This window comes from Vibrio sp. QJM3NY_39 (assembly GCF_057785895.1).
In genome coordinates this window covers 1,586,755-1,609,071 of the sequence record NZ_CM173505.1, presented here as the reverse complement: position 1 = coordinate 1,609,071, position 22,317 = coordinate 1,586,755, and the positions used below count along the sequence as shown (strand labels likewise).

Here is a 22,317-nt window from a genome sequence, read left to right as displayed (position 1 = left end):
GGGCTACTTCTTTAAGTCTAAATACATCATGAATAAACGGGCATCTAACTCAAGTTGATGATATTCCGGCTCCATGTGACAGCATAGTTGGTAAAAGGCTTTGTCGTGTTCTTTCTCTTTGATGTGCGCCAGTTCATGCACCACCAGCATTCTCAGCAAAGGTTCTGGTGCATTTTTAAAAACACTGGCGATACGAATCTCGTTCTTCGATTTGATCTTTCCACCGTGATTCTTCGCGACGTAAGAGTGCAGACCTAATGCATTATTAATTAGGTGTATCTTGCCGTCGTAAATCACTTTACTGATCGGTGGCGTTTTTTTCATGTAGCGATTTTTAATCTCAATCGCATAGTCAAACAGGGCTTTCTCGCTTTTGATTTCATGATTCTTTGGGTAGCGAGCTTCAAACCACGGCACCAATTTACCTGATTCAACAAGTTGAGTTACCGGGTCGAGAATGTGCTTCGGGTAGCCTTGAATATAGCGTAAAGAAGGATGCATGCTGAAAGACCGTACAAGTTACACCACGACAATATGTTGTGGTCTTGAAAATTGAGCCGCATAGTGTAACTGATCACACTTTTCTAATCACCTAGGATTCGTTACACTTTAGCGAGATTCACCAAGAGCTACACTCAAAAAGAGATTGTAAAAATGAAACGTGTTGTATTGTACGTCGCAGACAAATGCCCGCACTGTAAAGATGCACAACGCTATTTGGATTCGAAGAAAATTGAATATCGCCTAACGAATGCAAAAATGCAGCGTGGCCGTAAAGAATTACAGGCGATGGGTGCTCGCTCTATCCCTGTGCTGAAAATCGGTGACCAAGTGATGGTCGGCTGGAATCAGAAAAACTTCGATAAGATGTATAACTCAAAGAACACCTAACGTGTTTTGAGCCAGTCATACTTCTATACAACAAAGCCCGCAGATCCAACCAAGGATGTGCGGGCTTTGTTTATTTAAATCTTACTAAATCACACATATCGCTTAACGAAATCAATAAAGGTTCTGTCGGCTTTCGACAAATACCCTTCCTTTCTCCAGGCCAACGATAGATTCAGTTTTACAGGATCTTTAAATGGCACGCCTATCACGTCTTTTTCATATTCTGTCACTAAGCTCAACAGCGCGGTGATCGCAAACTCTTGTTTAACGATAGAAAGAATCATCGGGAGCAAGTTGGTTTCAAACGCGATGGTCATGTCAAGATCGTACTTCTTACAGGTCGCATCGATAAAATCACGGTGGAAATAGCCCGATTTGAACATGATCAACTCTTGAGCAAAGAATTCTTCAAAGGTCATCGAAGGCTGTTGTGCTAGCGGATGCTCCTTACCGACAACGGCGACCATCTCAGAACTTAACAGATGATCCGTTTCCAAATCATCAGGGACGTTCTCATGATTAATTACACCAATATCGAGTTCGCCGTTTAACAGCATTTCACGAATCGATGCGGTGCCAGCATCAATCAAGGTCAACTTTAGGTTTGGGTATTGGCTTTTAAATGCCATCACGACTTGGGGGAAAAAGTAACTGCCCATCATACTTGGAGCGCCTAATCGAACCTCACCTTTTTCTAGTCCCTTTAGTTCATTCATCGCGAGCTGAGCATCATCAAACTGCTGGGCGATTCGCTTCGCATGCTCAAACAGTACTTTGCCCTCCTCCGTTAAAGTGACGGATTTATCTCCACGACGGAATAAAATCAACTCAAGTGTCTGTTCTAGCTTTTTAATGGAAATACTCAATGCAGGCTGTGCGATGTGCAGCGCTTTGGCGGCCTGAGTGAAGTTACCAAACTGCGCAACAGCCAGAAAATGTCGAAGAGGTTTTGATTCAAGCATGGCGATATATTTTATATATGGAGGCGATATCTTTAATATATTTCTTTAATCGAACCTGTACTGATAACTTGTTCACAAATAGCTTACTAACTTGCGCAGGCACAACGTCAATGTTTGATAAAGGCAGTCCTCAATACAAACGTATCACCCAATCATTGGCGATTGGTTCATTTATCATTTTCTGTAACCTTTACCTCTTTCAGCCTATCTTGCCGCACATGGCGGAGCACTTCCAAGTATCTGAAACTCAAATCAACTGGCTGTTTGCCGCGACAACACTTGGCCTTTCGATTAGCTTGGTGCCTTGGGCAATCGCTTCTGAAACCTTTGGTCGAAAACCCATTATTCTGTTCAGTCTGTTCGCTATTCCTTTGATTGGAGTGAGCATGGTGTTCACAACCACTCTACTACAACTTGTTATTGCCAGAGCATTCATGGGAATCGCAGTCGCTGCTTTTGCGGGCGTGGCGGTTGCCTATATGGTCGAAGAGTTATCACCCAAAGCATTCGCAGTCGCGATCGGCGGTTATATTGCAGCCAACTCATTGGGTGGAATTTTCGGACGTGTCCTTGGAGGTTTAATCACGGATTACTTTGACTGGCACTCTACGGTATTGTTTTTCGTGGTCGGCTCCTTAATCGGCGCTCTCTATATTGCGTATAGTCTGCCTGACCAACAAAACTTCAAACCTCAAAAAGGGTTGTTCTTTCATCATAACCGCTCGGTTGTGATGCACTTAAGAAACCGTACCTTGTGGATCGCGATGTTGATTGGTGGTGCTAACTTCGCCCTATTCGTTAACCTGTATTCAGTAATGGGCTTTAGGCTTGTATCTGCGCCTCACTCAGTGCCTGTTGGCTTAGCTTCACTGATATTCCTATGTTACTTAGCCGGTACGGTAAGCTCTAAGCTCTCCAACAAATGGACACTTCGTTTTGACCCGTTAAGCGGAATATTGATGGGCGTGTGTATTAGCTTAATCGGAATGCTAATTTCTGCCGTCGACAAAGTCCCGTTCATGTTAGCAGGCTTGTTATTGATTAGTGGCGGCGCGTTCTTCGCCCATACCCTTGCCTATTCTTGGGTAAGTCAAAAAGCACCAAGCGCTAAGGCGACGGCAACAGCACTTTACTTAGTTCACTACTACATTGGCGGGAGCTTAGGTGGTTTCTTACTCTTGTATTGCTGGCAACTGTTCGGTTGGAATGGCGTGATTGCGGGCGGTTCAATCTTCTATGTCGCGATATTTGCATGGGTCTATCAGTTAAAACAACTTCAAGTATCGGCCTCTAAACTCGCACAAGCATAAGTACGACTGAGGTTGTAACTCAATTATTGCTTTTGATTGACGTCCGTTCTGATATCCTACGCAAAATTTCATTTCGGAACCTGTTATGTCGAACACTCAAAGCACAGATCTTCAAACCATCCACGACCAAGTAAAACAGTGGTTAGACGATGTCGTTATTGGCCTAAACCTGTGTCCATTCGCAGCCAAGCCACAACGTAATAAACAGATTAAGATCTTTGTGAGTGAAGCGAATACGGAAGAAGCGTTGTTGGAAGACATCATGGCGCATTTCGTAGAGTTAGATAACACGCCAGTCGCAGAATTAGAGACGACGTTGGTGGTTGTACCTAACATGCTGCAAGATTTCTTCGACTACAACATGTTCATTGATTGGATTGAAGCGTTGATCAAGCAAGAAGATTGGGAAGGCGTTTACCAAGTGGCAACCTTCCACCCAGACTATTGCTTTGGTGGTGCGGATCCAGAAGACGATGAAAATCTGACTAACCGCTCTCCGTATCCGGTTTACCATTTGATTCGTGAAGCAAGCATGGAAAAGGTGTTGAAGCACTACCCTAACCCTGAAGCGATTCCTGATACCAACATCGCGAGAGTTGAATCTTTAACACCAGCGGAACGTCGTCAACTGTTCCCTTACCTGTTCAGTTAATCGCTTAACAAGATGGCTCATATTCCTGAGCGTTCTTGATGATATGGACGAGAAATGAACTGATCTCGTCCATTTTGTTTCGCAATGTACAGGCATTCATCGGCAACTTTGATGAGCTTATCTAACGCCGACATTCTTTCCCCTTTGGTATCCCCTGTACTCAACTCAAAATGACACGCACCGATTGATATAGTGACTGGCTTTCTATCCAGTGTGATTTTCTTCATCTCTTGCAAAAGAGTCATGAACTTATCTTCAACACAACTTGGTGTTTTATTTGGATACCAAAGAATGAACTCTTCGCCACCAAAGCGCGCCACAAACTCACCCTCTTGAGTGTTATTGCTCAGCACGTTCGCCACTTTCTTTAATACAACATCACCCATTTGATGACCATAAGTGTCATTAACCTGTTTAAAGAAATCGATGTCGACAACCGCTAAGGTTCCTTTACCTAAAGAACCTTTTAACTGCTCCACTTCTGCGTTCAACGTTTTGAACAAGCAACGTCTATTCGGCAAGTGTGTCAGAGGATCGTACATAGCTTGGTACTCTAACTTCTCATTCAGCTCTTTGAGTTTTCGTTCTTGCTGTCTTCTAACCAGTTCCACTTCGATCCATGAGGCCATTAACCTCATAACGTCGATATCGAACTCTTTGAACTCACGATGATAGGGAGCCGGGCTTGAAAAGTTTAAGGTGCCATAAAGCTCATCATTAACGAAGATAGGAATACCAATGTACGATTCCAAACCAAAAGACTGGTAGGCAGGGTGAGTCGCGTACTTATCGTGTTTGCCGCAATGTTCTATGCAGGTAGGACCAATAGATTTACAAGTAATTTCACAATAGGTAGAACGATAATCGAAGGTATCTCCACTATTGAGCTCAACCTCTTCAGGTGTCACACAATGTTCAACGAAGTAAGTATTACCGTCGACTTTGGATAAGATTCCAATATCTAGGTTGAAGCGTTCAAGCCCCATGATAAGCAGCTGAGCGATCTGACTATCGAAGCCCTTTCGATAATCATTGGTGATTTGATACAAGCGGCGTATCACAATTTCACTTTCACTGGCTTGGTTCATAACTGGGATCCCACTGCTGCCGAGTTTAATGACAACATCAATATTTGGTATATTAAGAAGAGTAAAGGGTAATAAAACACAATAATCAATTGGTTTGTATGCAAAATACCTCATTGGTCCAATGAATAAAAGTCGACTTCTTCGACTTTGCGTTAGCACCCTATTCCCAGCTTTGGTAAAATACCCCATTAACGAAACAGAATGGATAGGAAAATGAACCTTTCTCAACTAAGCCAAGAAATCTACGATCACCTTTACCGCGACATTGAAGAGTTCCGCAGTACTTTTGATCTGCCTGTTGCTGCTCCAGAAACAATGGACGAAAAAGGCGATACGCTACATACCTCTCTAGCGATCGAAGAACTAACAGAACTTGCAGAAGCTGACTCAAAAATCGAACAAGCGGACGCTATTGTAGACAGCGTTTACGTTTTGATGGGGCGTCTGGTTCACCTTGGCCAAGCTAAGGTTGAAGACAATCTAGCAATCAGCTACCTGATCGACCTGCTATTGAATGTTTCTAAAAACCGCTCAATTGACTTCTTACCTTGCTGGGACGAAGTACACTCAAGCAACATGAGCAAAGTATGTCGCAACGAAACTGAATACGCTGCAACAGAAGCTTTCTATGCTGAGCAAAACATCAAACTGATGGCGGTTCAAAAAGGCGAATACATCATCGCTAAGTGTGCGGAAGATTTCGTATCTGAAGGCAAGACAGTTCGCCAAGGTAAAGTACTAAAATCTGTACACTACCGCCCTGCGAACCTTGAGCCACTAACGGCTTAACTAAGTTTACGACTGAACTAAGGTTATGGCTGTAGCTCTTTAAAGCACCAGCGCACCAAAATAGCAAACGCCACGTTTAAATAACGTGGCGTTTTATTATCTGTCAGTCAATTCTAACTGTGTTAATCGTAGCTGTGTGTTAATAGTAGCTAAGTGCTATACCAGTCGCGCCATATGATAAGCCGCTACATATTCGCCGTTTCTAAAGGCAAATCCTGCTGACTCCCCTTCAATCACGAAGCCAAATTTCTTATACAGGCTGATCGCTCTTTCGTTATCGGTATAGACCGTTAGCTCAAGTCGTTTGATGTTAATCCAGTTATCACACAAATCGATTGCTGTTGCGAGCAGTTGACTACCCACACCTTTGCCTAACACATCGTCTTTAACACCCATACCAAATGAAGCAACATGTCGTCTTCTTGGATTCACACACACTTCCATTCCCAAGTTGCCAACAATCTCATCGTCGATCATCGCGACATACGAGTACACGTTATCAGGCATATTAGAGATTCGTTTTTGCCAGCTTTCCAGAGATGGATTTGGGAGTTGCAGCGTACCGGTATAAGCATTAGTGCATTCGTAAACTTCTTTGATTCCCTTTGCATCTGACGGTTCAGACCGTCTCACTATAATACTCATCGCAACTCCTACTATTTTCATCGCTAAATATGAAACACATCCTTAATGTGCACCTAGACACACTATCAAATAGTAAATATTTAACAATAGGTTAGATGAAATTGTTTTTATTGGCGCTGATGTGGGGAATGTATGTGGATGATCTGAAGAAGTAAATTTGAGGAATCAAGGTTAATTAAACTGAAGGTAATTCGATATGGGCACCTCGGGTGTGCCCACGCCGCCAAATCTATGGAGTTAGTTAGCTTTGGTTCATCATGATCTAACTGATTCTGTTCTGGTTAATCTTGATCTAGTTAATCACGCTCACATTGAACTTGCATGACTTTAAGGTCTGTTGCATTTAGCTTCTCAGCTAGCGCTGCGCCTTCTTCATTACATTGCTCAAGGGTCGTAAATTGGGTGTTAACTTCCATTTCTGCTGTGCTGTCAGCGCCACCCATCATTAGGCTTAGAATCAGTGTGAGTTCGTACATAAAATAATCCTCTTTCGAGCTTTCAAAGCATCCATTCGAATAAGATAAAGTGACTAGAATCCGCCCTAATTCACTTGTTTCGTTTGAGATAATTCTAGTCATTCACTCGATTCGGGTCTTACCATTTTGTGCCACTAACTAATAAAGCAGCATAACCATGATTTAAAGGTATAAAAAAGACCAGAGCATCATGCTTCTGGTCTTTTTATGAATTAAAGCGTCAATCATAACTCAGTTTCTGAGTCACTTTTCTCTAAGCTAATGACATTCAAAACTGCAAATGCAGAGGCTAGGAATAAGCCTAATATCCAAACAAAATACCACATGAAAAACTCCTTAATACAGTGAATGGCCATTACGTTCGACATACTCACTATCGAGTCGTCCAAACATGGTTCGATAACTGAACGCGGTATAACACAGAATGATAGGTACCATCACAAACGCCACGCCTGTCATGATGTTCAAGGTCAGTTCGCTCGATGTTGAATCCCACAGCGTTAGGCTATTACTCGGGTTAACGCTAGACGGGATAATGAACGGGAACATCGAGAAACCCGCCGTTAAGATGATGCAAGCATTAGTCAGGCTTGAACTAATAAAAGCAATCGCATCCCATTTCAACCTTGCCCCAATTAAAGCCAGTAGTGGAATGGTCACGCTGCCGATCGGTGCAAACCACATCCAAGGGTACGTATCGAAGTTGATTAACCAAGCGCCTGCTTGTGTGACGACTTCTTTGTTCAAAGGATTCGAAGCCGAGCTATGATCCATAGCACTGACTATCAGATACCCGTCAATATGGTTTATCGCCATACAGCCAATCACCATGAGGAAAGCGATAAGTACCGCACTCGCCTGCGTCACCGTTCTTGCTTTTTTGTACACTGCGTCTGTGGTTTTCATCATCAACCACGCACTGCCTTGTAACAGCGCCATCAATAACCCGACTAGACCACACAAAAGCGCGAAGGGGTTGATCAAATCGATAAACGAACCATGGTACTCAACCATCATGAAGTTATTGAGCGTAAAAGGTAAGCCTTGCATCAAATTGCCAAACGCCACCCCAAATAAGATAGGAGGGAAGAAGCCTGAGAACGAAATTGCCAAGTCACATACTTGTCGCCACTGATCGCTGTCGATCTTTGCTCGATACTCAAGCGCCAAAGGACGCAACCACAATGAAATAAGCACCAAATACATCGCCACATAAAGGCTTGAAAACGATGTCGCATAAACCAGAGGCCAAGCCGCAAACAACGCACCACCTGCGGTAATTAACCACACTTGGTTGCCGTCCCAATGGGGCGCGATAGAGTTAATCATGACTCGTCTTTCAGCGTTCGTTTTACCAATAAACGGTAACAACGCCCCCACTCCCATATCAAAACCATCGGTGATCATAAAACCAATCAGCAGTACACCAATCAGAACCCACCAAATTAAACGCAATGTGTCATATTCGAACATGAGTCAGTCACCTTATTGTTGAACTTGTTGTGCCAATTTGGCTTCAAGTGAAGTTGTATTTTGTTCATAGTGATAGCGACCCGTTTTTAAACTGCTTGGGCCTTTTTTAGCAACGGTAATCATCAAGTAACTTTCAACAATGATAAATACGATATATAGGCTGATAATGAGAGCAAGAGACGTAAGCAGGTTTTCAACGGTTTGAGAAGAAGCCGCGACGGTCACAGGAAGAATTTCACCTACTGCCCAAGGCTGACGGCCGTATTCCGCAACAAACCAGCCAGCTTCAATGGCAACCCAAGGTAATGGAATTGACCATAGCGCCGCTTTCAGTAACCAAGGCTTTTGCGTAATGTTTTTACGGTAGGTTTGCAGGAAGGCCGCACCAAAGACAAACAACATAATGAAGCCACAACCCACCATGATTCGAAATGACCAGAAAAGTGGCCACACTGTTGGAATGGAATCATCTGCCGCTTGTTGGATTTGCTGTTCAGTCGCATCGGTTACGGTATCGGTGTAACGCTTAAGCAATAAGCCATAGCCGAGATCGTGCTTAGTTTGATCGAAAGCTCGTTCTGTCTCATGTGAGGTATCACCAGATCGCAAACGCTCTAGCAATTCATAAGCAATGATTCCGTTACGAATACGGACGAGGTGCTGGTCACGTAGGTCATGAAGACCAGTGACTTGCTCATCCAAAGATCGCGTTGCAATAATTCCCATCACATAAGGGATTTTGACCGCGAAGTCGGTTTTGCCCTCTTCTTGGTTTGGTAATCCAAACAAGGTAAACGCCGCAGGTGCAGGTTCTGTATGCCATTCCGCTCCAATTGCAGCGAGTTTCACTTTTTGAACGTCACCCAGTTCATAGCCCGACTCATCACCTAATACGATCACCGAGATAATAGAAGCAATGCCGAACGAAGCTGCAACAGCAAACGAACGTTTGCAAAAGCAACGTCTCGCCCTTTCAACAAGTAGTAAGAGCTCACACCAAGGATAAACATCGAGCCACAGGTATACGCTGAGGCCACGGTATGCAGGAATTTAACTTGCGCGACAGGGTTAAGCACCACTTCTGCAAAACTGGTCATTTCCATACGCATAGTTTGGTAATTGAACTCTGATCCAATCGGGTTTTGCATCCAACCATTGGCAACCAAAATCCACAGTGCAGAAAAACTCGAACCCAGAGCCACCAGCCAAGTCACCACAAGGTGTTGGCGTTTCGATAGCCTTTCCCAACCGAAGAAGAACAATCCAACAAAGGTGGATTCTAGGAAGAACGCGACAAGCGCTTCGATGGCTAAAGGTGCACCGAAAATATCGCCGACATAGTGAGAACAATAAGACCAGTTGGTGCCAAACTGGAATTCCATGGTTAAACCGGTCGTGACACCCAAGGCAAAGTTAATGCCGAACAGTTTGCCCCAGAAGCGGGTCATGTCTTGATAGATTTGTTTACCGGTGAGTACATAGATCGACTCCATGATCGCCAGTAAGCACGACATACCGATAGTCAGAGGGACGAAAAGAAAGTGGAACATAGCGGTTAGCGCAAACTGTAAACGCGACAATTCAACTACATCAAACATTTAAGCTCCAAACATCATAATGATGGCTTTCATATTAAGAATTGGAGCGTATTTCAGCACAGTTCTCACGAACCAAACTAGAACAGATTGATTATTAAAAAACAGAACAGATTTACTTATTAGACGAACGACTAGTCAGAGTTTAGCTGCAACTATTGGCTTGCAATTCCATTGCCTGAATCAAGCCGCCTAGCGTTCGAATGGCTTCTGCTATTTTGTCGTCACAAGCATACGAACAGTTGAGTCGAATGTGATGAGAGAACTTTTTGTCACTGCTGAATATGATTCCCAGTGCGACAGAGATGTTTTGTTCAAGGGCTAGCTCATACAGCTTCTCAACACAAACAGAGTGCGGCAGTTCTATCCAAATGAAGTAGCAACCTTGGCTTTTATGAATCAGAGCACTCTTAGGCAAACTGGATTCTAACAATGCTATATGCGCCTTCTTCCTTTCATTCAAAAGCTTGCGAAGTTTTTTAAGATGGTTGTCATAACTATAAAATGTCAGATAGTGAGACAAGCCAAGCTGAATCGGAATACTGCTGGAGAGTGTCGAAAGGTGCTGCAATCTCTGAATCTTTAGCGCTTGTTTCCTTGCAACTACCCAACCGATTCGAAAGCCGGGCGACAATGATTTGGAAAACGAACCACACAACATGATTTGCTCGCCAGTGTCATAGGCTTTAGCAGGCAAAGAGCTTTGATTACCGACGTGAAGCTCTCGATACACATCGTCTTCGATCATCGGGATCTTATGTTGGTTCACCAACTCGGCCAATCGCTGCTTGTTTCCATCACTCATCGAATAGCCAACAGGGTTTTGCGATTCTGTCATGAACCAGCACGCTTTGATGTCCATTGAAGCGAACACCGACTCCAACACATCTAAATCAATCCCTATTGTTGGGTCTGTTGGAATCTCTACGGCAGTGAGGTTTAGTCTTTCAATTGTCTGTAACACACCATAGAACGCAGGATACTCGATAGCGACCAAGTCACCCGGTTCGGTACAGGATTGCAGGCATAAGTTAAGTGCCTCCATCGCCCCAGACGTGATCACAATATCGTCTGGCAGTACGTTCAAACCTTGAACTTGATAACGTTGGGCAATTTGCCTGCGAAGTGTTTCACTGCCTGGAGGTAAATTGGTGAGCATACTGTTGTCGGGCACTTGACGACTGGCATTAGCTAAACTGCGTGACAATGCTTGATGCGGAAACAAAGCAGGGTCTGGGAATGCCGAGCTAAGTGGAATGATGCTAGGGTCTTTGGCTCGTTGGAGCACATCGTAAAGCAGGTCACTGATTTTAACGGGATACGGCTTGATGGCTTTTTGTTTTGAATGATCCGAAACGAATACATTTCTGCGCGGTAACACGAAATAACCAGACTTTGGTTTTGAGCGAACATAGCCTTGGTCTTCAAGCTGCTGATAGGCTTGCAGAACCGTCTCTATGCTGAGTTTATAGCGCTTACATGCATCTCTAATTGATGGGATCTTCTCACCACTCAACCAAATATTTTGCTCTATCTGATTCTTGATTGTATTGGCGAGTATCTGTGATTTTTTCATCAAAAAGTTCTTTCTTATCCAGTGCGCTTAAGCTTCCCGAACTCCCGATATTCAAAGCATTCGAGGTGAACTGAGCATTCGAGGTAAACCAAAGCCCTACCCTAAACGCAATTCTCTTCACGGTCGACTTGTTTATTTCTCCCATAAGAAAAGACACCACACTCGTCAATAAAGTGTGGTGCCTTGGTTATTACTTTAAAGCTAACTAACTAACTAACGCTAATTAAGATTAGTTGGCTGGACGCCACACGCCCCACTGATCATTTTCGTAGGTCGCTTTAGGGTTTATACCACCTTGAATCCACCACTGTGCTTTCCAAGACTGGTTTGAGTACGTTACTACTTCACCGCCTAGGTAAGTTGCTGATGAGTCCCACGTGCCTGGGTCTGGAGTCGGATCAGGATCCGGCGTTGGATCTGGGTCTGGTGTTACGCCACCGTCATCGGCAATTACTTCAAACGTGAAGGTTTCAACACTGTCGCTTTCAATCGAGCTAGCCATAAACGATAGAGTTTTGTTTGCAGTGATGCCAGTGGTATCAACTACGATAGAATCCGTGCCATTGTTTTGAATGCTTACTGCAGAGCCTTGTGTCTGAGTTAGATTTGCCGCTTCGCTTGTTGCAATCACAACTTTGTCGCCAGCATTCACTACGTTGTCACTCTTCACTAGCTCGTAGATGTCGCCTTTCAATGGTTCAACACCACCGTCGCCACCATCAATCAGCGTTAACTGACCAGAAGCACGGCTATCTTTTGAGTTGAAGAAGTTGCGTGAAGAATCATTTTGGAAGTACATGTAGTGCTGCATTTCAGCGTGCCAGTCACCAATGAAGATCGCGCCATCCTTAAACTCTTCGTGCCAGCCGTTAATTTCTGAAGCCAACAAACGAGCCCAATCGTTAACGTTTGAAGCATCAATGACGATGTCGAAGCTTCGCGCTACTTCACCATACTTGTTGATGATGTCGTACTTAACGGTGTCGCCAACTTGTGGAGTACCAAAACCTTCTGAAATGAATAGGTCGCCACGTACGAGATCAGGCTCAGGACCTGGCTCTGGTGGAGGGGTTGTACCACCCGCGATAGTGATGTCAGAACAGTTGTAGAAGCCTTCACCCGCGGCATCGTCACGTTGCCAACGTACGTATAAGATTGCGTCGCCAGAGCGGTCTGAAGGAATCGTCACGTTGATACGGTATTTGCCACCGCTTACAGGTACATTCCCCACTTCTTGGATAAGATCTAAGTCCCCCCACGCTAGGCCTTTGCTCAGGTCTGCGTTTGGTTTCGTTAGGTAGAACTCCCAGAAAGAAGGGTTGTGTGGCGCTGTCGCATTGAATACATATTCAAATGTACCTGTGCTTAGTTCGGTTCGAGTCCAGCCTGTATGAGGTGCACCCATGCCGCGTTTTTGCGAATCATTGGCGTAACATAAAGTGCCGTCAGGAATCGCCGCTTTTACAGCATTGATGTTGTTGAAATCTTGGATATTTTTCGCGTACTCGTTACGTTGAACGAACGGGTATGAACCAGAAATATCTTTTGCTTGAGCACATGCAGCATTTGGTGGTGTACCTGACCAAACCCCGCCTTGCTCGTAACACGTGTTCTGACGTGCGCTTGGAAATTCAGACCAACCATGAGCGTTTGCCACTGACGGCACACTCGATAGCATAGCCATACCTACTGCTACTTTTAGAATATTATTATTTATTGTTGTCACTTTCCCACTCTCTATTATTTTACCCTAAACACAAAACCAATTGGTTACTAACCAACCAGCACTGTAATTCGAAGGTTTATAGTTTCTGACTTAAAGAACAACGAAAAATATATACGTCAATTTTATCAATAACAGCGGGTTTTATATTGATAGGAATCAGCATCACACAACTCAAACAAATGCGTTGTAGATAGATGATGTTGCTTCGAATTATGACATTTCAGTATTCTGTGTTGATTGAGGGAACATCATTCAAAATGAATAAAAAAGCGACTTTATGATTAAGCCGCTTTGGGGATATACAGGAAGTTAAATAATGAGAAGAGCATTAATAACGGCTATGCATGCCCATGCGATGTGACATGTCGTCGTCCATACGACCGCCCTTCCAGCCGCTTCCACCCAAGAGGTTGAGCACATCACGTGCGGTGTAGTCTTCGCCGCCGAAGAAGTCGTTAGACACATCATTACGTAACAGTTGGATAGTGGGAACCAATTCAACATCAAGATCTTGTGGATCCGTAAACAAAGACAATGCGATTTGTTGTTGGCGTTTACTTAGTTCATGAGCGCTGGTTTCAACTTGCCCAATCGAGAAAAAGTCACGGCTTCCGTAACTCTGTACCATCTTTGCAGACAGTAACTTAATCACCTTTTTGATTCTTCGTCGTTGAATATATCTAAACACTCTAGTTCCTCTTTCAATTTACAAATATCACATCAAATGTTGTTCAGATTTGAGCAACACTTAGAATGTCACTCTTTATGACGATGCTCAATATATAACGTCAGTAATATACTGATTAACAATGCAAAAAGGCAATTTCGAGACGAATACACTTTGCACCGCTTCTCATTGAAACGGATCAATAAGTAAATTTTTAGGTAAACCATGATTCAGAACACTAAGTACTTTCTCACGCAACCATAACGTACCTTGGTCACGTTGATGCCGCACATGCCAAAACATTGAAATGGGCCCCGGCTGCATGAGGAATGGCGTTTTCTTGATCACCAGTTCTCCCTTGCTCACGCTCTCCGATATTATCGGCAATGGAATCGTCGTGATCATGTCAGTATTAATGAGCAACTTAGGTATGGAGTAACAGTGGTTCACCGTCATGGCGATGCGCCGTTTCATTCCCTTCTGTCCTAGTAGCATGTCTACCCCGCCCGTCGCTTCACCTGATAACGAGAGCAACAAATGGTCAGCGCTAGCAAACGCACTTAGCGATAGCTCTTCACTGGCCAACGCGTGATCGGCACGCATTGCGCACACAAAGTGATTATCAAACAGATGTTGAGTTTGAACTTGAGCTGAGTTGCCTTCGAAATAATCCAAAACCATATCGACATCGGCACTGAGCAATAACTTTTCTCCATTGACGTTGTAAGGTACGGCGTGAATATTAACGTCAGGCGCTTCAAGCTCTATTCGTTGCTTTAACGGCAGCCAAAACAGGTCTGCCATCCAATCTGTGGTTGCGATTCTAAACGTGCGCTTTAACGTCGCAGGACGAAACTCATCACGCTCAGTTGCAATCCGTATTGCCTCTAACGGCTCACCAATCGTTTTCCACAACTCGACGGCGTAAGGGGTTGGGCGAATCCCTCTTCCTTGTTTCACGAATAAAGGATCTTTCCAAGCGTGACGCATTCGAGAGACTGCGTTCGATACCGACGGTTGCGTCATCGACAATCGTTCTGCGGCCACGGTAATCGAGCTTTCCTGCATGATTGCATCAAAAATAACCATTAAATTCAGATCGACATTAGCCATCTTACTTGCCTAATTACACAGGGAGTTAGTGAATGAGTATCGACAAACTCATCATATTAATCAATGCATATTATACCAATCATCAATTAGACGATAAGTAACAAGTTGGGCAAAGTGAGTTCCACAAACAGATTAACCCGCTGGTAGAAAAACAAATCAGATGACTCACTTATAAGGAAATACGATGAAAGCCGTGTATTTAGAAGAGTATGGAAGTGCGCAGAACTTAACGTTCGGCGATATAGCGAAACCGACCATCACACCAAATCAAGTGCTGATCAAAGTACAAGGCGCGGGGGTAAACCCTGTCGACTGGATGGTAAGAGAGGGATTCTTACAGGCTAGCGGTCAACATGAAATGCCACTCATTGTTGGCTGGGATGCAGCAGGGCAAGTTGTCGAAAAAGGCAACAATGTAAGCAACCTTAAACTTGGGGAGCAGGTCTATGTATATGCGCCCATTTCTGAACAAGGCGCCTACGCCGAATATCTTGCTGTCGATAGTGATTTAGTAGCAAGAGCGCCCAAGTCTCTCGACATCGTGACCGCTGCAGCTGTGCCATTGGCCGCAACAACAGCATGGCAAGCACTTGTTGAAGGCTGCCAACTCAAAGCTGGTCAACGTGTCCTTATTCACAATGCATCCGGAGGTGTAGGCAGCTTTGCGGTTCAAATAGCGAAAGCGCTCGGTGCTTATGTTATCGGAACAGCATCAGCCAGCAACAAAGCCTACTTAACGGCTTTAGGGGTCGATCAATTCATTGATTACCAAACTCAACGCTTTGAAGACGAGGTTGATGAGTTAGATACTGTACTCGTCGCTGTTGGGGGTGATGGCATCGCGGAGCGTTCACTCGAAGTCGTACGAAAAGGTGGCAACGTAGTTTCACTATTAGATGACATTGAAAGCGCATTACCACTGCAACTAGGCGTAAATTTTCAACGTTGGTGGGTTTCACCCAATGCCAGAGATCTACAACGTATTGCCGCTTTAATTGATGATGGCGTAATTAAAGTGAACATCGATAAGGTGTTCCCACTATCTAAAGCCGCTCAAGCACAGGAGTTAAGTCAATCGAAACGTGCTCGTGGCAAAATCGTATTGGAAATTTCGCTGTAAACACTATCAAGTAGAGAGGATATAAAATGGCCATTAAACAAGCTTTTCGTAATAAGAACCTACCCGATATGAGCAATGCGTTTAGTTGGGGACTGAAACTAAGTGAATTCAGCGAAGTATTCTTTGTGACAGGACATGCTGACTGTAACCCGGACTTTATCACTCAACACCCTAATGATCCTGTTGCTCAAACACGATTGATTTTAGACCAAATGAAGGCATTCTTAGAAGAAGCTGGCTTTAGTGTTAACGACATTGTCAGGACGGATTGGACATTTACCAACGAAGTAAACTCTGCACAATTCGAAGGTATTGCTCATGTCTGGGAAGAGTTTTTAGGGGATGTTGAAGTAAAACCAGCGACAGGCACGTTGCGCTATGTTCAGCGTTTAGGGATGCCAGATATGATGGTTGAATATGAGATGATGTTAGCCCGATAACTGCCGAGCTTTCCAACCCTAAATTCAACCGTCTTACCCAAACGATAAAGGCTTAACCAAACAACAGATAAGTTTGATTATCGACTGAGATACTTTTGACTTCAGTGTTGAACACGGACTCTAGCTGCTCAGGTGTAAGCACTTGTTCTGCACTGCCAGACGCTTGTAAAACGCCTTTGTCGAGCAACAATACTTGGTCGGCGTGTCTTAAGGTCCGGTTCAGATCGTGGTTTGCCATGATCACCGCAATGCCTTTTGCTGCTACTCGTTCAATGAGCTTGTAGAGTAAGGCTTCTTGAGCAATATCCAATGGAGCTGCAGGTTCATCGAGGATCAGCAGCTTCGCGTATGGGTTAAGCGTCGGCCAAATTTGCAGGCACATTCCCGCCAAACGAACGCGTTGCCATTCACCACCAGACAATGTCTGAATTGAACGATGGAGTTTGTCTGTGATGTCCAACATCTGGCTGATTTCGTCCAAAGCTGCGTTGATTTCAATATCAAGTCCGTGTGATGAACTTGGCAGTGACAACGCAAGGTACTGGAACACTTCCAAGTTGAAGGCAGGTCTTGCACTTTGACAAAGATAAGCACGATGCAATGACAAGTCTTGCAGTGATAATACTGACAAGTCTTGTCCGTCGAGCTTTATATCACCTTTGTAGCCATCACCAACGCCAGATATCGCTTCGAGTAAGGTACTTTTGCCACTGCCATTTGGACCGATGACATGAGTCACCTGCCCTTGCTTGAGCTCAAATGATAGTGGTAATAGACGAGCGCCGACGCTCAGACTCTTAATTTGAATCATGATTTTTAATTAACATCCAAATGAAGATAGGCGCACCGATACTGGTGGTCATCACACCCAAGGGTAGTTCTGCTGAATCTAGTAAAGTTCTTGCACAAATATCAGCAAATACAAGCAATGCTGCACCGGCAACGGCAGACAAAGGAAGAAGGTATCGGTTGTCAGTACCAATCGCTAAGCGCAACAAGTGTGGCACAACCAAGCCAACAAAGCTGATCACGCCGCCTAAGGCAACCGCGCAGCCGACTAAAATAGACACAGCGAAGATCAAGCGCCAGCGTAATCTCGGAACGTTCACGCCTAACTGTGCAGCATGAGTCTCGCCAATCATTAACTTATCTAGCTTACTACCTTGCAGGCACAACCAAATAATCACGGGGATCATCACTAAAGTGAGCGAGTGTTGATACCAAGTAACGCCACCTAAGCTGCCCATCAGCCAATACATCAGTAAACGAAGACTAAGGTCATCACTAAAGTAGAAAGCCCATGTCACCATCGCGCCAGAAAGAATACCTAGCGCCACGCCCACCAGCAATAATTTGGCCGTAGTCAGTCGCATCGTTTTGACCATGCTCACCAGAATAACGGTAAAACAGAGTGAGCCTAAAACGGCGGCAATCATGAACAGTTCTGGAGTAGGAGCAAACGGCAAGAAGAACAGTACAATAACCATCGCCAAACTTGCGCCACCAGAAATGCCGAGCACACCTGGCTCTGCTAATACGTTACCCAATAAGACTTGTAAGCTTGCGCCAGATACAGCTAACCCTGCCCCGATCGCAATCGCTGCTAATAATCGAGGTAAGCGTAAATCAATCAGAAGTTTTTGTTCTAACGTGGACAAGGTGCCCAGAGGGGAAATGAAAAGATCGCCAACCATTAGGTAAATCGCACTCAGCGCGACAAGCAGTGCTGCCATCAGATAAATGGCTCGGGTCCATTTGCGCTGTTTTTGGTGAAGAAGTTGTTGGAAATCCATATCAAGCTACTTTGAAATTGTTCGCGTAACCTTACCTGTATCCCTAAATAAACTCAAGGCTCACACCGTAATGTGAACCTTGATATTTCAACCAGTTGAGTAGTTGTTTTAGTCGATTAAACCCGACACGGTATTAATCGTACACAAGCTGACCGTGGTCGAATCGCGTTTCAACTTCGCACACCATTAAGGCCGCTCGTTGACCGATAGCCACGTTTCGATTCGGGAATACCACGGCTTCGTTTTCATTCTTCGCCATCAATGGCTTATCACCATCATGACCAAATACTTCACCGTGCTTGAACGCGGTAAAGTTCTCTACAGAATCAGAGAACATGAAATCAAAGTCATCGTGCAAACGAACAATAGTGCGGCTCACACGATACATGATAGTTCGCTTAGGCAGATGCTCAGGCTCAGCTTCAGCAATCAAGTTACGCATTGCCAAATCAAAAGCAGTGAGCTTATCAAGTTGGTTCTCACCAATTTTTGCGACCTGACCCAATTCCATTGTCAGTGCTTGCGCTTCAAAGTTTTCAGCGCTGTACCAACTGAAGGTGCTCGTTGGTGCATTCGACAGCAACACAGCTTCAACGTGGGCACTGTTGATGAAATCGAAAAGCTCTTTATTACGTACTTCGTGGCGAACCTTAGGGCTCACCGCGAACGAGTAATGCTTAGACAAACGGATTGCGCAGTGCAGATCTAAGTGCCAACGAGTGGCAGGTACCGTTTCCTTGTAAAACTCAGTAACCAAGAACTTCAAGTTCTTCGCGATATCCACTTCTCGATTACTCTCGTGCTGTTTTTCATCAAACAGACGGTTCATATTCACATCAAGAAAACGAGTATGCGCATTGGTTGCTTCTGGGTGAGCAATGATGAACAAACATCTTGCTGTCACTACTTGGAAGCCTGTTTCAATATCCTCAATGAGCTTATCAATCAGCTCCATTGGTGAAGTTTCGTCGCCATGAACACCTGTTGAAAAGATGATGTTCTTGGTTTCAGAATTATACTCAGCGGGAATCACTTCCAATACACCGCGTTGATGAAGCTTAATTTGAACACCGTTACTCAGTACGGTCTGTCCTGCAACCACTTCTTGCTCAAGATCTAGGCTGTCAAAAAGAAATGATTGGCGAAAGAGGGTCTTCGTCATGCGTTACTCCTTAATTGCACGGCCGTATGTTAATAAATTGTACATAGAAATTGTGTTGCTAGGATCGCACTTATCAATAGAAACTCCGTTATCACTCACAAATACTACCCATATATTTTTGTATTACCTGCTGATTTTACTAACCGACATCTGTTCCAAATAACTTTTTCTATTTAAAGCAATTTTGGTTGTCTCAGCTTTTCTCAAGTCATGTCAGCAAGATAAGAGCCACGTAAGCTAACACAGCTCTTACCTGCCATGAACAGATTGAGATCAATTAATCTTCCTGATCGAGCAATCTTTCAAATTCATCGATTTGAACTTTGACCATATCGATGCTTTGTTGCCAAAAATCAGCTTGAGTCAGGTCCATTCCTAAGTGCTTCTGAACGACTTCTTCCGCCATCATGCTGCCCGTATCACGAAGCAATGACACGTAATCGCCGTAGAATTGCTCACCTTTCGCATCGCGCTGAGCGTAAACACCTTTACTGAACAGATAACCGAACAGGTATGGATAGTTATAAAAGCTCACTTGAGAGATGCTGAAGTGCAACTTGCTCGCCCAGAAATAAGGGTCGGCTTCTGTCATTGCATCGTCGTACCACTCTTTCCAAGTTGTTTCCATCAAGTCACACAATTGTTTAGCCGTCAGCTCGCCTTTCTCACGCTGCTCGTAAAACGCTTTTTCAAACTCAAAACGAACGGGAATGTTCACCATTAATGCCAAAGAAGAAGAAAGCTCTTCCCACAGCATTTCAAGTTTCTCATTGCGTGTTTGTGCTTGTTGTAACAAGTGGTCACGAACGATGTTTTCAGCGAAGATTGAAGCGGTTTCTGCTAGCGTCATTGGGTAGCGAGTTTGACACAACGGCATGTCTTTCATTACCCAGTTATGGAATGCGTGGCCCAACTCGTGTGCCAGTGTCATTAAGTCAGAGCGACTGCCACTCCATGTCATAAACACAAGTGGCGTGCGTGTCGCGGCAAACTTAGTGCAGTACGCGCCTAAACGTTTGTTGGCTGCTGGTGCGGCATCAATCCAGCCGTTCTCAACCATTAATGCGACAAAATCTGCCATCTCTGGATTGACTTCGGCGAAGGCGGTTTTGATCACTTCGATCGCTTCATCAAATGGATAGACCTTAGATTCACTGTCACCCAGCGGTGGCATCGCGGCTAAATGGTTCCAAGGCTTCATTTCATCTAAGCCGTGAACTCTTGCCATCAACAGACCCGCCTTTTGGCCTACTGCGCGATTGGCTTTCGCTACCGACATCATAGTGTCTAGGGTTTCTGGAACAATTCGGCTGCCATGTAGGCTTGGATCTAAGAAATGTACGTCGCTTATTTTTGAGCGCTTTTTGTTTTCAGTCAGTCGCCACCCAGCCAATGCGTTTAGGATCGAAGCAAAAGACTCTTGATGCGTTTTCATCGCACCTTGGACCGCGCGCCATGCCGGTTCTTGTTTGTCGAATTCGCTGCCGTACAACAGGCTCGCGGCTTGTGAAAAGCCTAGAGCTTCATCTTCACCGTCCAGCTTTAGCGACAGTTTTAAAGAACCGGTTAGGTTATCGTATAAACGCCCCCATCCGTCACGGCCATCAACCTTCATCGCGGCTAATAACTGCTCTTCAGCAACACTGAGTCGACTGCTTGATAACTTACGTGAGCTTTCGATAGCAAAGCGTTGCCCTGCAACATCCGCGCTCTCATGCTCTAATACTGCATCAATAAATTCTGGTTCTGCGTGAATTAGCGTGTCTTCGTAAGGGCTGAACGCTTGAGACATTTCAGAGTTCAGCTTCGCTACACGACCAAGTAGTGCTTTGGCTTCTGTGTGCGTCGCGTCTACCGATGCGTGGCAATTAGCGAAGGTGTTGATCGTGCTCAGTAACGTGCCTGCCGCTTCAGAAGTTTGAATGGCGTTTTGCATCGCTAGGATAATATGACGCTTTTCAACATGCAGGTACAACAGTTCAATACACTGTTGAATCAGTTCGATGTCTTGTTCGATTTTTGCATCATCAAGATCGCGATAAGCAATGCTTAAATCCCAACTTGGAGTTGTCATGACTAAATTCCTTTCACGTAGGTAGTAATACCAATCTGGTATAGAGACTGTAAACGCCGCTTTATACTTCTATTTATATTTCTATTTCTATCTACAGTTCTAATAGATTGTTAATTCTTAAAACTGTGTATTTTTAACACTCAGAGAAGCGGTAGCCCTATCGACTTTACACTGATAAAACTCTGTGCGAACTGAGTGACTTGAATATGAGTTATCGACGCGTTTTCTATCGATAGCTTCGAATAGAGACTCGGATTTTTCCAATCAATATCAAGGCAATGCGCCAATAACATTCGAATTACGCCACCATGAGTAACCAGCAGTAGATTGTCACTTGGATCATTCAAAAGTTGCGACCAAGCTTGAGTTACCCTGTCATGGAAGCTCTGTAAACTTTCCGCACCAGTCAGTTGATGGTTTGCGGGATCTTGCCAGAAAGTGTCGAGCATCGCCCACTTGTCTTCAAGTTCATCAAATGCGACCCCGTCAACTTCACCAAAGTTCATTTCTTGAAAATCTGGTGCAACAGACAAAGGCACTGACATACGCTCTGCATATAGGTTTGCCAGATCACTGCATCGTCTTAGTGGTGAGGTAATAGCACCATCGAAAGCGACATCGTACTGAGCCAACGCATCGCAAATCTGCTGTTGAAGGTTTGGGTTAACCAACACATCAGATAAACCATTGAGTGCAGCTTTTCCGTCGACTTTGCCATGTCTTAGCAGGTAGATGTTTTTGGTTGTTCCATTGACCATGTGTGCG

The 22,317-nt window shown here is 44.4% G+C and carries 22 protein-coding genes and 1 pseudogene; 6 read left to right on the top strand and 17 right to left on the bottom strand.

What is annotated here, in order from left to right:
* Positions 1 to 3: 3 nt before the first annotated feature.
* Complete coding sequence (locus AC3CHU_RS07280) at positions 4 to 501, bottom strand: YgjP-like metallopeptidase domain-containing protein (RefSeq protein ID WP_004734935.1); 498 nt, start codon at positions 499 to 501, stop codon at positions 4 to 6.
* 153 nt (positions 502 to 654) lie between these two features.
* Here AC3CHU_RS07280 and AC3CHU_RS07275 point away from each other — a divergent pair, with 153 nt between their 5' ends.
* Positions 655 to 891: a glutaredoxin family protein gene (locus AC3CHU_RS07275; protein ID WP_004734934.1), complete on the top strand. Its 237-nt coding sequence runs from the start codon at positions 655 to 657 to the stop codon at positions 889 to 891.
* Between the two features lie 89 nt (positions 892 to 980).
* Here the strand turns inward: AC3CHU_RS07275 and AC3CHU_RS07270 are convergent, their stop codons facing one another.
* Positions 981 to 1,853: a LysR family transcriptional regulator gene (locus AC3CHU_RS07270; protein ID WP_017066171.1), complete on the bottom strand. Its 873-nt coding sequence runs from the start codon at positions 1,851 to 1,853 to the stop codon at positions 981 to 983.
* A gap of 110 nt (positions 1,854 to 1,963) precedes the next feature.
* Here AC3CHU_RS07270 and AC3CHU_RS07265 point away from each other — a divergent pair, with 110 nt between their 5' ends.
* Together AC3CHU_RS07265 and AC3CHU_RS07260 are read left to right on the top strand one after the other, a co-directional pair.
* A complete protein-coding gene (locus AC3CHU_RS07265; RefSeq protein ID WP_488525355.1) occupies positions 1,964 to 3,163 on the top strand; it encodes an MFS transporter in 1,200 nt (399 codons plus the stop codon).
* Between the two features lie 85 nt (positions 3,164 to 3,248).
* The gene (locus tag AC3CHU_RS07260) at positions 3,249 to 3,815 is read left to right on the top strand and encodes a DUF1415 domain-containing protein (protein WP_171312903.1); all 567 of its coding nucleotides are present in this window, start codon (positions 3,249 to 3,251) and stop codon (positions 3,813 to 3,815) included.
* A 17-nt stretch (positions 3,816 to 3,832) separates the two neighbouring features.
* Here the strand turns inward: AC3CHU_RS07260 and AC3CHU_RS07255 are convergent, their stop codons facing one another.
* Positions 3,833 to 4,903 carry a sensor domain-containing diguanylate cyclase gene (locus AC3CHU_RS07255; protein WP_488525354.1) on the bottom strand — a complete coding sequence of 357 codons (1,071 nt, stop codon included), beginning with the start codon at positions 4,901 to 4,903 and terminating at the stop codon, positions 3,833 to 3,835.
* A gap of 213 nt (positions 4,904 to 5,116) precedes the next feature.
* Here AC3CHU_RS07255 and AC3CHU_RS07250 point away from each other — a divergent pair, with 213 nt between their 5' ends.
* Entirely contained in the window at positions 5,117 to 5,692 is a 576-nt protein-coding gene (locus AC3CHU_RS07250) for a nucleoside triphosphate pyrophosphohydrolase family protein (RefSeq protein ID WP_488525353.1), read from the top strand.
* 156 nt (positions 5,693 to 5,848) lie between these two features.
* On the opposite strand, the gene AC3CHU_RS07245 is transcribed toward AC3CHU_RS07250, so the two are convergent.
* The 9 genes and pseudogenes from AC3CHU_RS07245 to AC3CHU_RS07205 form a co-directional block, all read right to left on the bottom strand.
* Positions 5,849 to 6,337, bottom strand: a complete 489-nt coding sequence (locus tag AC3CHU_RS07245) for a GNAT family N-acetyltransferase (RefSeq protein ID WP_017109820.1) — start codon at positions 6,335 to 6,337, stop codon at positions 5,849 to 5,851.
* Between the two features lie 296 nt (positions 6,338 to 6,633).
* The gene (locus AC3CHU_RS07240) at positions 6,634 to 6,813 is read right to left on the bottom strand and encodes a hypothetical protein (RefSeq protein ID WP_017095358.1); all 180 of its coding nucleotides are present in this window, start codon (positions 6,811 to 6,813) and stop codon (positions 6,634 to 6,636) included.
* Between the two features lie 224 nt (positions 6,814 to 7,037).
* The gene (gene cydX / locus AC3CHU_RS07235; protein ID WP_017109819.1) at positions 7,038 to 7,139 is read right to left on the bottom strand and encodes a cytochrome bd-I oxidase subunit CydX; all 102 of its coding nucleotides are present in this window, start codon (positions 7,137 to 7,139) and stop codon (positions 7,038 to 7,040) included.
* Positions 7,140 to 7,149: 10 nt separating this feature from the next.
* Entirely contained in the window at positions 7,150 to 8,286 is a 1,137-nt protein-coding gene (cydB, locus tag AC3CHU_RS07230) for a cytochrome d ubiquinol oxidase subunit II (RefSeq protein ID WP_488525352.1), read from the bottom strand.
* A gap of 12 nt (positions 8,287 to 8,298) precedes the next feature.
* Positions 8,299 to 9,836: pseudogene (locus AC3CHU_RS07225) on the bottom strand (cytochrome ubiquinol oxidase subunit I).
* A gap of 190 nt (positions 9,837 to 10,026) precedes the next feature.
* A complete protein-coding gene (locus AC3CHU_RS07220) occupies positions 10,027 to 11,457 on the bottom strand; it encodes an aminotransferase-like domain-containing protein (RefSeq protein WP_488525351.1) in 1,431 nt (476 codons plus the stop codon).
* Positions 11,458 to 11,686: 229 nt separating this feature from the next.
* Positions 11,687 to 13,141 carry a lytic polysaccharide monooxygenase gene (locus tag AC3CHU_RS07215; protein WP_488525475.1) on the bottom strand — a complete coding sequence of 485 codons (1,455 nt, stop codon included), beginning with the start codon at positions 13,139 to 13,141 and terminating at the stop codon, positions 11,687 to 11,689.
* Positions 13,142 to 13,511: 370 nt separating this feature from the next.
* On the bottom strand, positions 13,512 to 13,871 hold the full coding sequence (locus tag AC3CHU_RS07210; protein WP_488525350.1) for a DUF6559 family protein: 360 nt from the start codon (positions 13,869 to 13,871) through the stop codon (positions 13,512 to 13,514).
* A 165-nt stretch (positions 13,872 to 14,036) separates the two neighbouring features.
* On the bottom strand, positions 14,037 to 14,963 hold the full coding sequence (locus AC3CHU_RS07205; protein ID WP_488525349.1) for a LysR family transcriptional regulator: 927 nt from the start codon (positions 14,961 to 14,963) through the stop codon (positions 14,037 to 14,039).
* Between the two features lie 184 nt (positions 14,964 to 15,147).
* On the opposite strand from AC3CHU_RS07205, the gene AC3CHU_RS07200 reads away from it, so the two are divergent.
* Together AC3CHU_RS07200 and AC3CHU_RS07195 are read left to right on the top strand one after the other, a co-directional pair.
* Positions 15,148 to 16,083 (top strand): NADP-dependent oxidoreductase, encoded by a 936-nt coding sequence (locus AC3CHU_RS07200; protein ID WP_488525348.1) that lies wholly within the window; start codon positions 15,148 to 15,150, stop codon positions 16,081 to 16,083.
* A 26-nt stretch (positions 16,084 to 16,109) separates the two neighbouring features.
* Positions 16,110 to 16,523, top strand: coding sequence for a RidA family protein (locus tag AC3CHU_RS07195; protein WP_017057425.1), 414 nt, complete (start codon positions 16,110 to 16,112; stop codon positions 16,521 to 16,523).
* 52 nt (positions 16,524 to 16,575) lie between these two features.
* Here the strand turns inward: AC3CHU_RS07195 and btuD are convergent, their stop codons facing one another.
* From btuD to cobC, 5 genes are all read right to left on the bottom strand, one after another.
* Positions 16,576 to 17,334, bottom strand: coding sequence for a vitamin B12 ABC transporter ATP-binding protein BtuD (btuD, locus tag AC3CHU_RS07190; protein WP_488525347.1), 759 nt, complete (start codon positions 17,332 to 17,334; stop codon positions 16,576 to 16,578).
* The gene (gene btuC / locus AC3CHU_RS07185) at positions 17,321 to 18,316 is read right to left on the bottom strand and encodes a vitamin B12 ABC transporter permease BtuC (protein WP_004734896.1); all 996 of its coding nucleotides are present in this window, start codon (positions 18,314 to 18,316) and stop codon (positions 17,321 to 17,323) included. The genes btuD and btuC overlap by 14 nt, the downstream gene beginning before the upstream one ends.
* A gap of 133 nt (positions 18,317 to 18,449) precedes the next feature.
* On the bottom strand, positions 18,450 to 19,478 hold the full coding sequence (locus AC3CHU_RS07180) for a succinylglutamate desuccinylase (protein WP_065205363.1): 1,029 nt from the start codon (positions 19,476 to 19,478) through the stop codon (positions 18,450 to 18,452).
* 277 nt (positions 19,479 to 19,755) lie between these two features.
* Positions 19,756 to 21,552 carry a M3 family oligoendopeptidase gene (locus AC3CHU_RS07175; protein ID WP_488525346.1) on the bottom strand — a complete coding sequence of 599 codons (1,797 nt, stop codon included), beginning with the start codon at positions 21,550 to 21,552 and terminating at the stop codon, positions 19,756 to 19,758.
* 140 nt (positions 21,553 to 21,692) lie between these two features.
* Complete coding sequence (gene cobC, locus AC3CHU_RS07170) at positions 21,693 to 22,310, bottom strand: alpha-ribazole phosphatase family protein (RefSeq protein WP_488525345.1); 618 nt, start codon at positions 22,308 to 22,310, stop codon at positions 21,693 to 21,695.
* Positions 22,311 to 22,317 lie beyond the last annotated feature (7 nt).

Coding starts and splice junctions, on each gene's coding strand:
- AC3CHU_RS07260 (WP_171312903.1), top strand. CDS start 3,249: ATGTCGAACACTCAAAGCACAGATCTTCAAACCATCCACGACCAAGTA.
- AC3CHU_RS07270 (WP_017066171.1), bottom strand. CDS start 1,853: ATGCTTGAATCAAAACCTCTTCGACATTTTCTGGCTGTTGCGCAGTTT.
- AC3CHU_RS07275 (WP_004734934.1), top strand. CDS start 655: ATGAAACGTGTTGTATTGTACGTCGCAGACAAATGCCCGCACTGTAAA.
- AC3CHU_RS07220 (WP_488525351.1), bottom strand. CDS start 11,457: ATGAAAAAATCACAGATACTCGCCAATACAATCAAGAATCAGATAGAG.
- AC3CHU_RS07175 (WP_488525346.1), bottom strand. CDS start 21,552: ATGACAACTCCAAGTTGGGATTTAAGCATTGCTTATCGCGATCTTGAT.
- AC3CHU_RS07205 (WP_488525349.1), bottom strand. CDS start 14,963: ATGGCTAATGTCGATCTGAATTTAATGGTTATTTTTGATGCAATCATG.
- AC3CHU_RS07250 (WP_488525353.1), top strand. CDS start 5,117: ATGAACCTTTCTCAACTAAGCCAAGAAATCTACGATCACCTTTACCGC.
- AC3CHU_RS07240 (WP_017095358.1), bottom strand. CDS start 6,813: ATGTACGAACTCACACTGATTCTAAGCCTAATGATGGGTGGCGCTGAC.
- AC3CHU_RS07245 (WP_017109820.1), bottom strand. CDS start 6,337: ATGAGTATTATAGTGAGACGGTCTGAACCGTCAGATGCAAAGGGAATC.
- AC3CHU_RS07180 (WP_065205363.1), bottom strand. CDS start 19,478: ATGACGAAGACCCTCTTTCGCCAATCATTTCTTTTTGACAGCCTAGAT.
- btuD (WP_488525347.1), bottom strand. CDS start 17,334: ATGATTCAAATTAAGAGTCTGAGCGTCGGCGCTCGTCTATTACCACTA.
- cobC (WP_488525345.1), bottom strand. CDS start 22,310: ATGGTCAATGGAACAACCAAAAACATCTACCTGCTAAGACATGGCAAA.
- AC3CHU_RS07200 (WP_488525348.1), top strand. CDS start 15,148: ATGAAAGCCGTGTATTTAGAAGAGTATGGAAGTGCGCAGAACTTAACG.
- AC3CHU_RS07280 (WP_004734935.1), bottom strand. CDS start 501: ATGCATCCTTCTTTACGCTATATTCAAGGCTACCCGAAGCACATTCTC.
- AC3CHU_RS07255 (WP_488525354.1), bottom strand. CDS start 4,903: ATGAACCAAGCCAGTGAAAGTGAAATTGTGATACGCCGCTTGTATCAA.
- AC3CHU_RS07265 (WP_488525355.1), top strand. CDS start 1,964: ATGTTTGATAAAGGCAGTCCTCAATACAAACGTATCACCCAATCATTG.
- AC3CHU_RS07195 (WP_017057425.1), top strand. CDS start 16,110: ATGGCCATTAAACAAGCTTTTCGTAATAAGAACCTACCCGATATGAGC.
- cydX (WP_017109819.1), bottom strand. CDS start 7,139: ATGTGGTATTTTGTTTGGATATTAGGCTTATTCCTAGCCTCTGCATTT.
- btuC (WP_004734896.1), bottom strand. CDS start 18,316: ATGGATTTCCAACAACTTCTTCACCAAAAACAGCGCAAATGGACCCGA.
- cydB (WP_488525352.1), bottom strand. CDS start 8,286: ATGTTCGAATATGACACATTGCGTTTAATTTGGTGGGTTCTGATTGGT.
- AC3CHU_RS07215 (WP_488525475.1), bottom strand. CDS start 13,141: ATGGCTATGCTATCGAGTGTGCCGTCAGTGGCAAACGCTCATGGTTGG.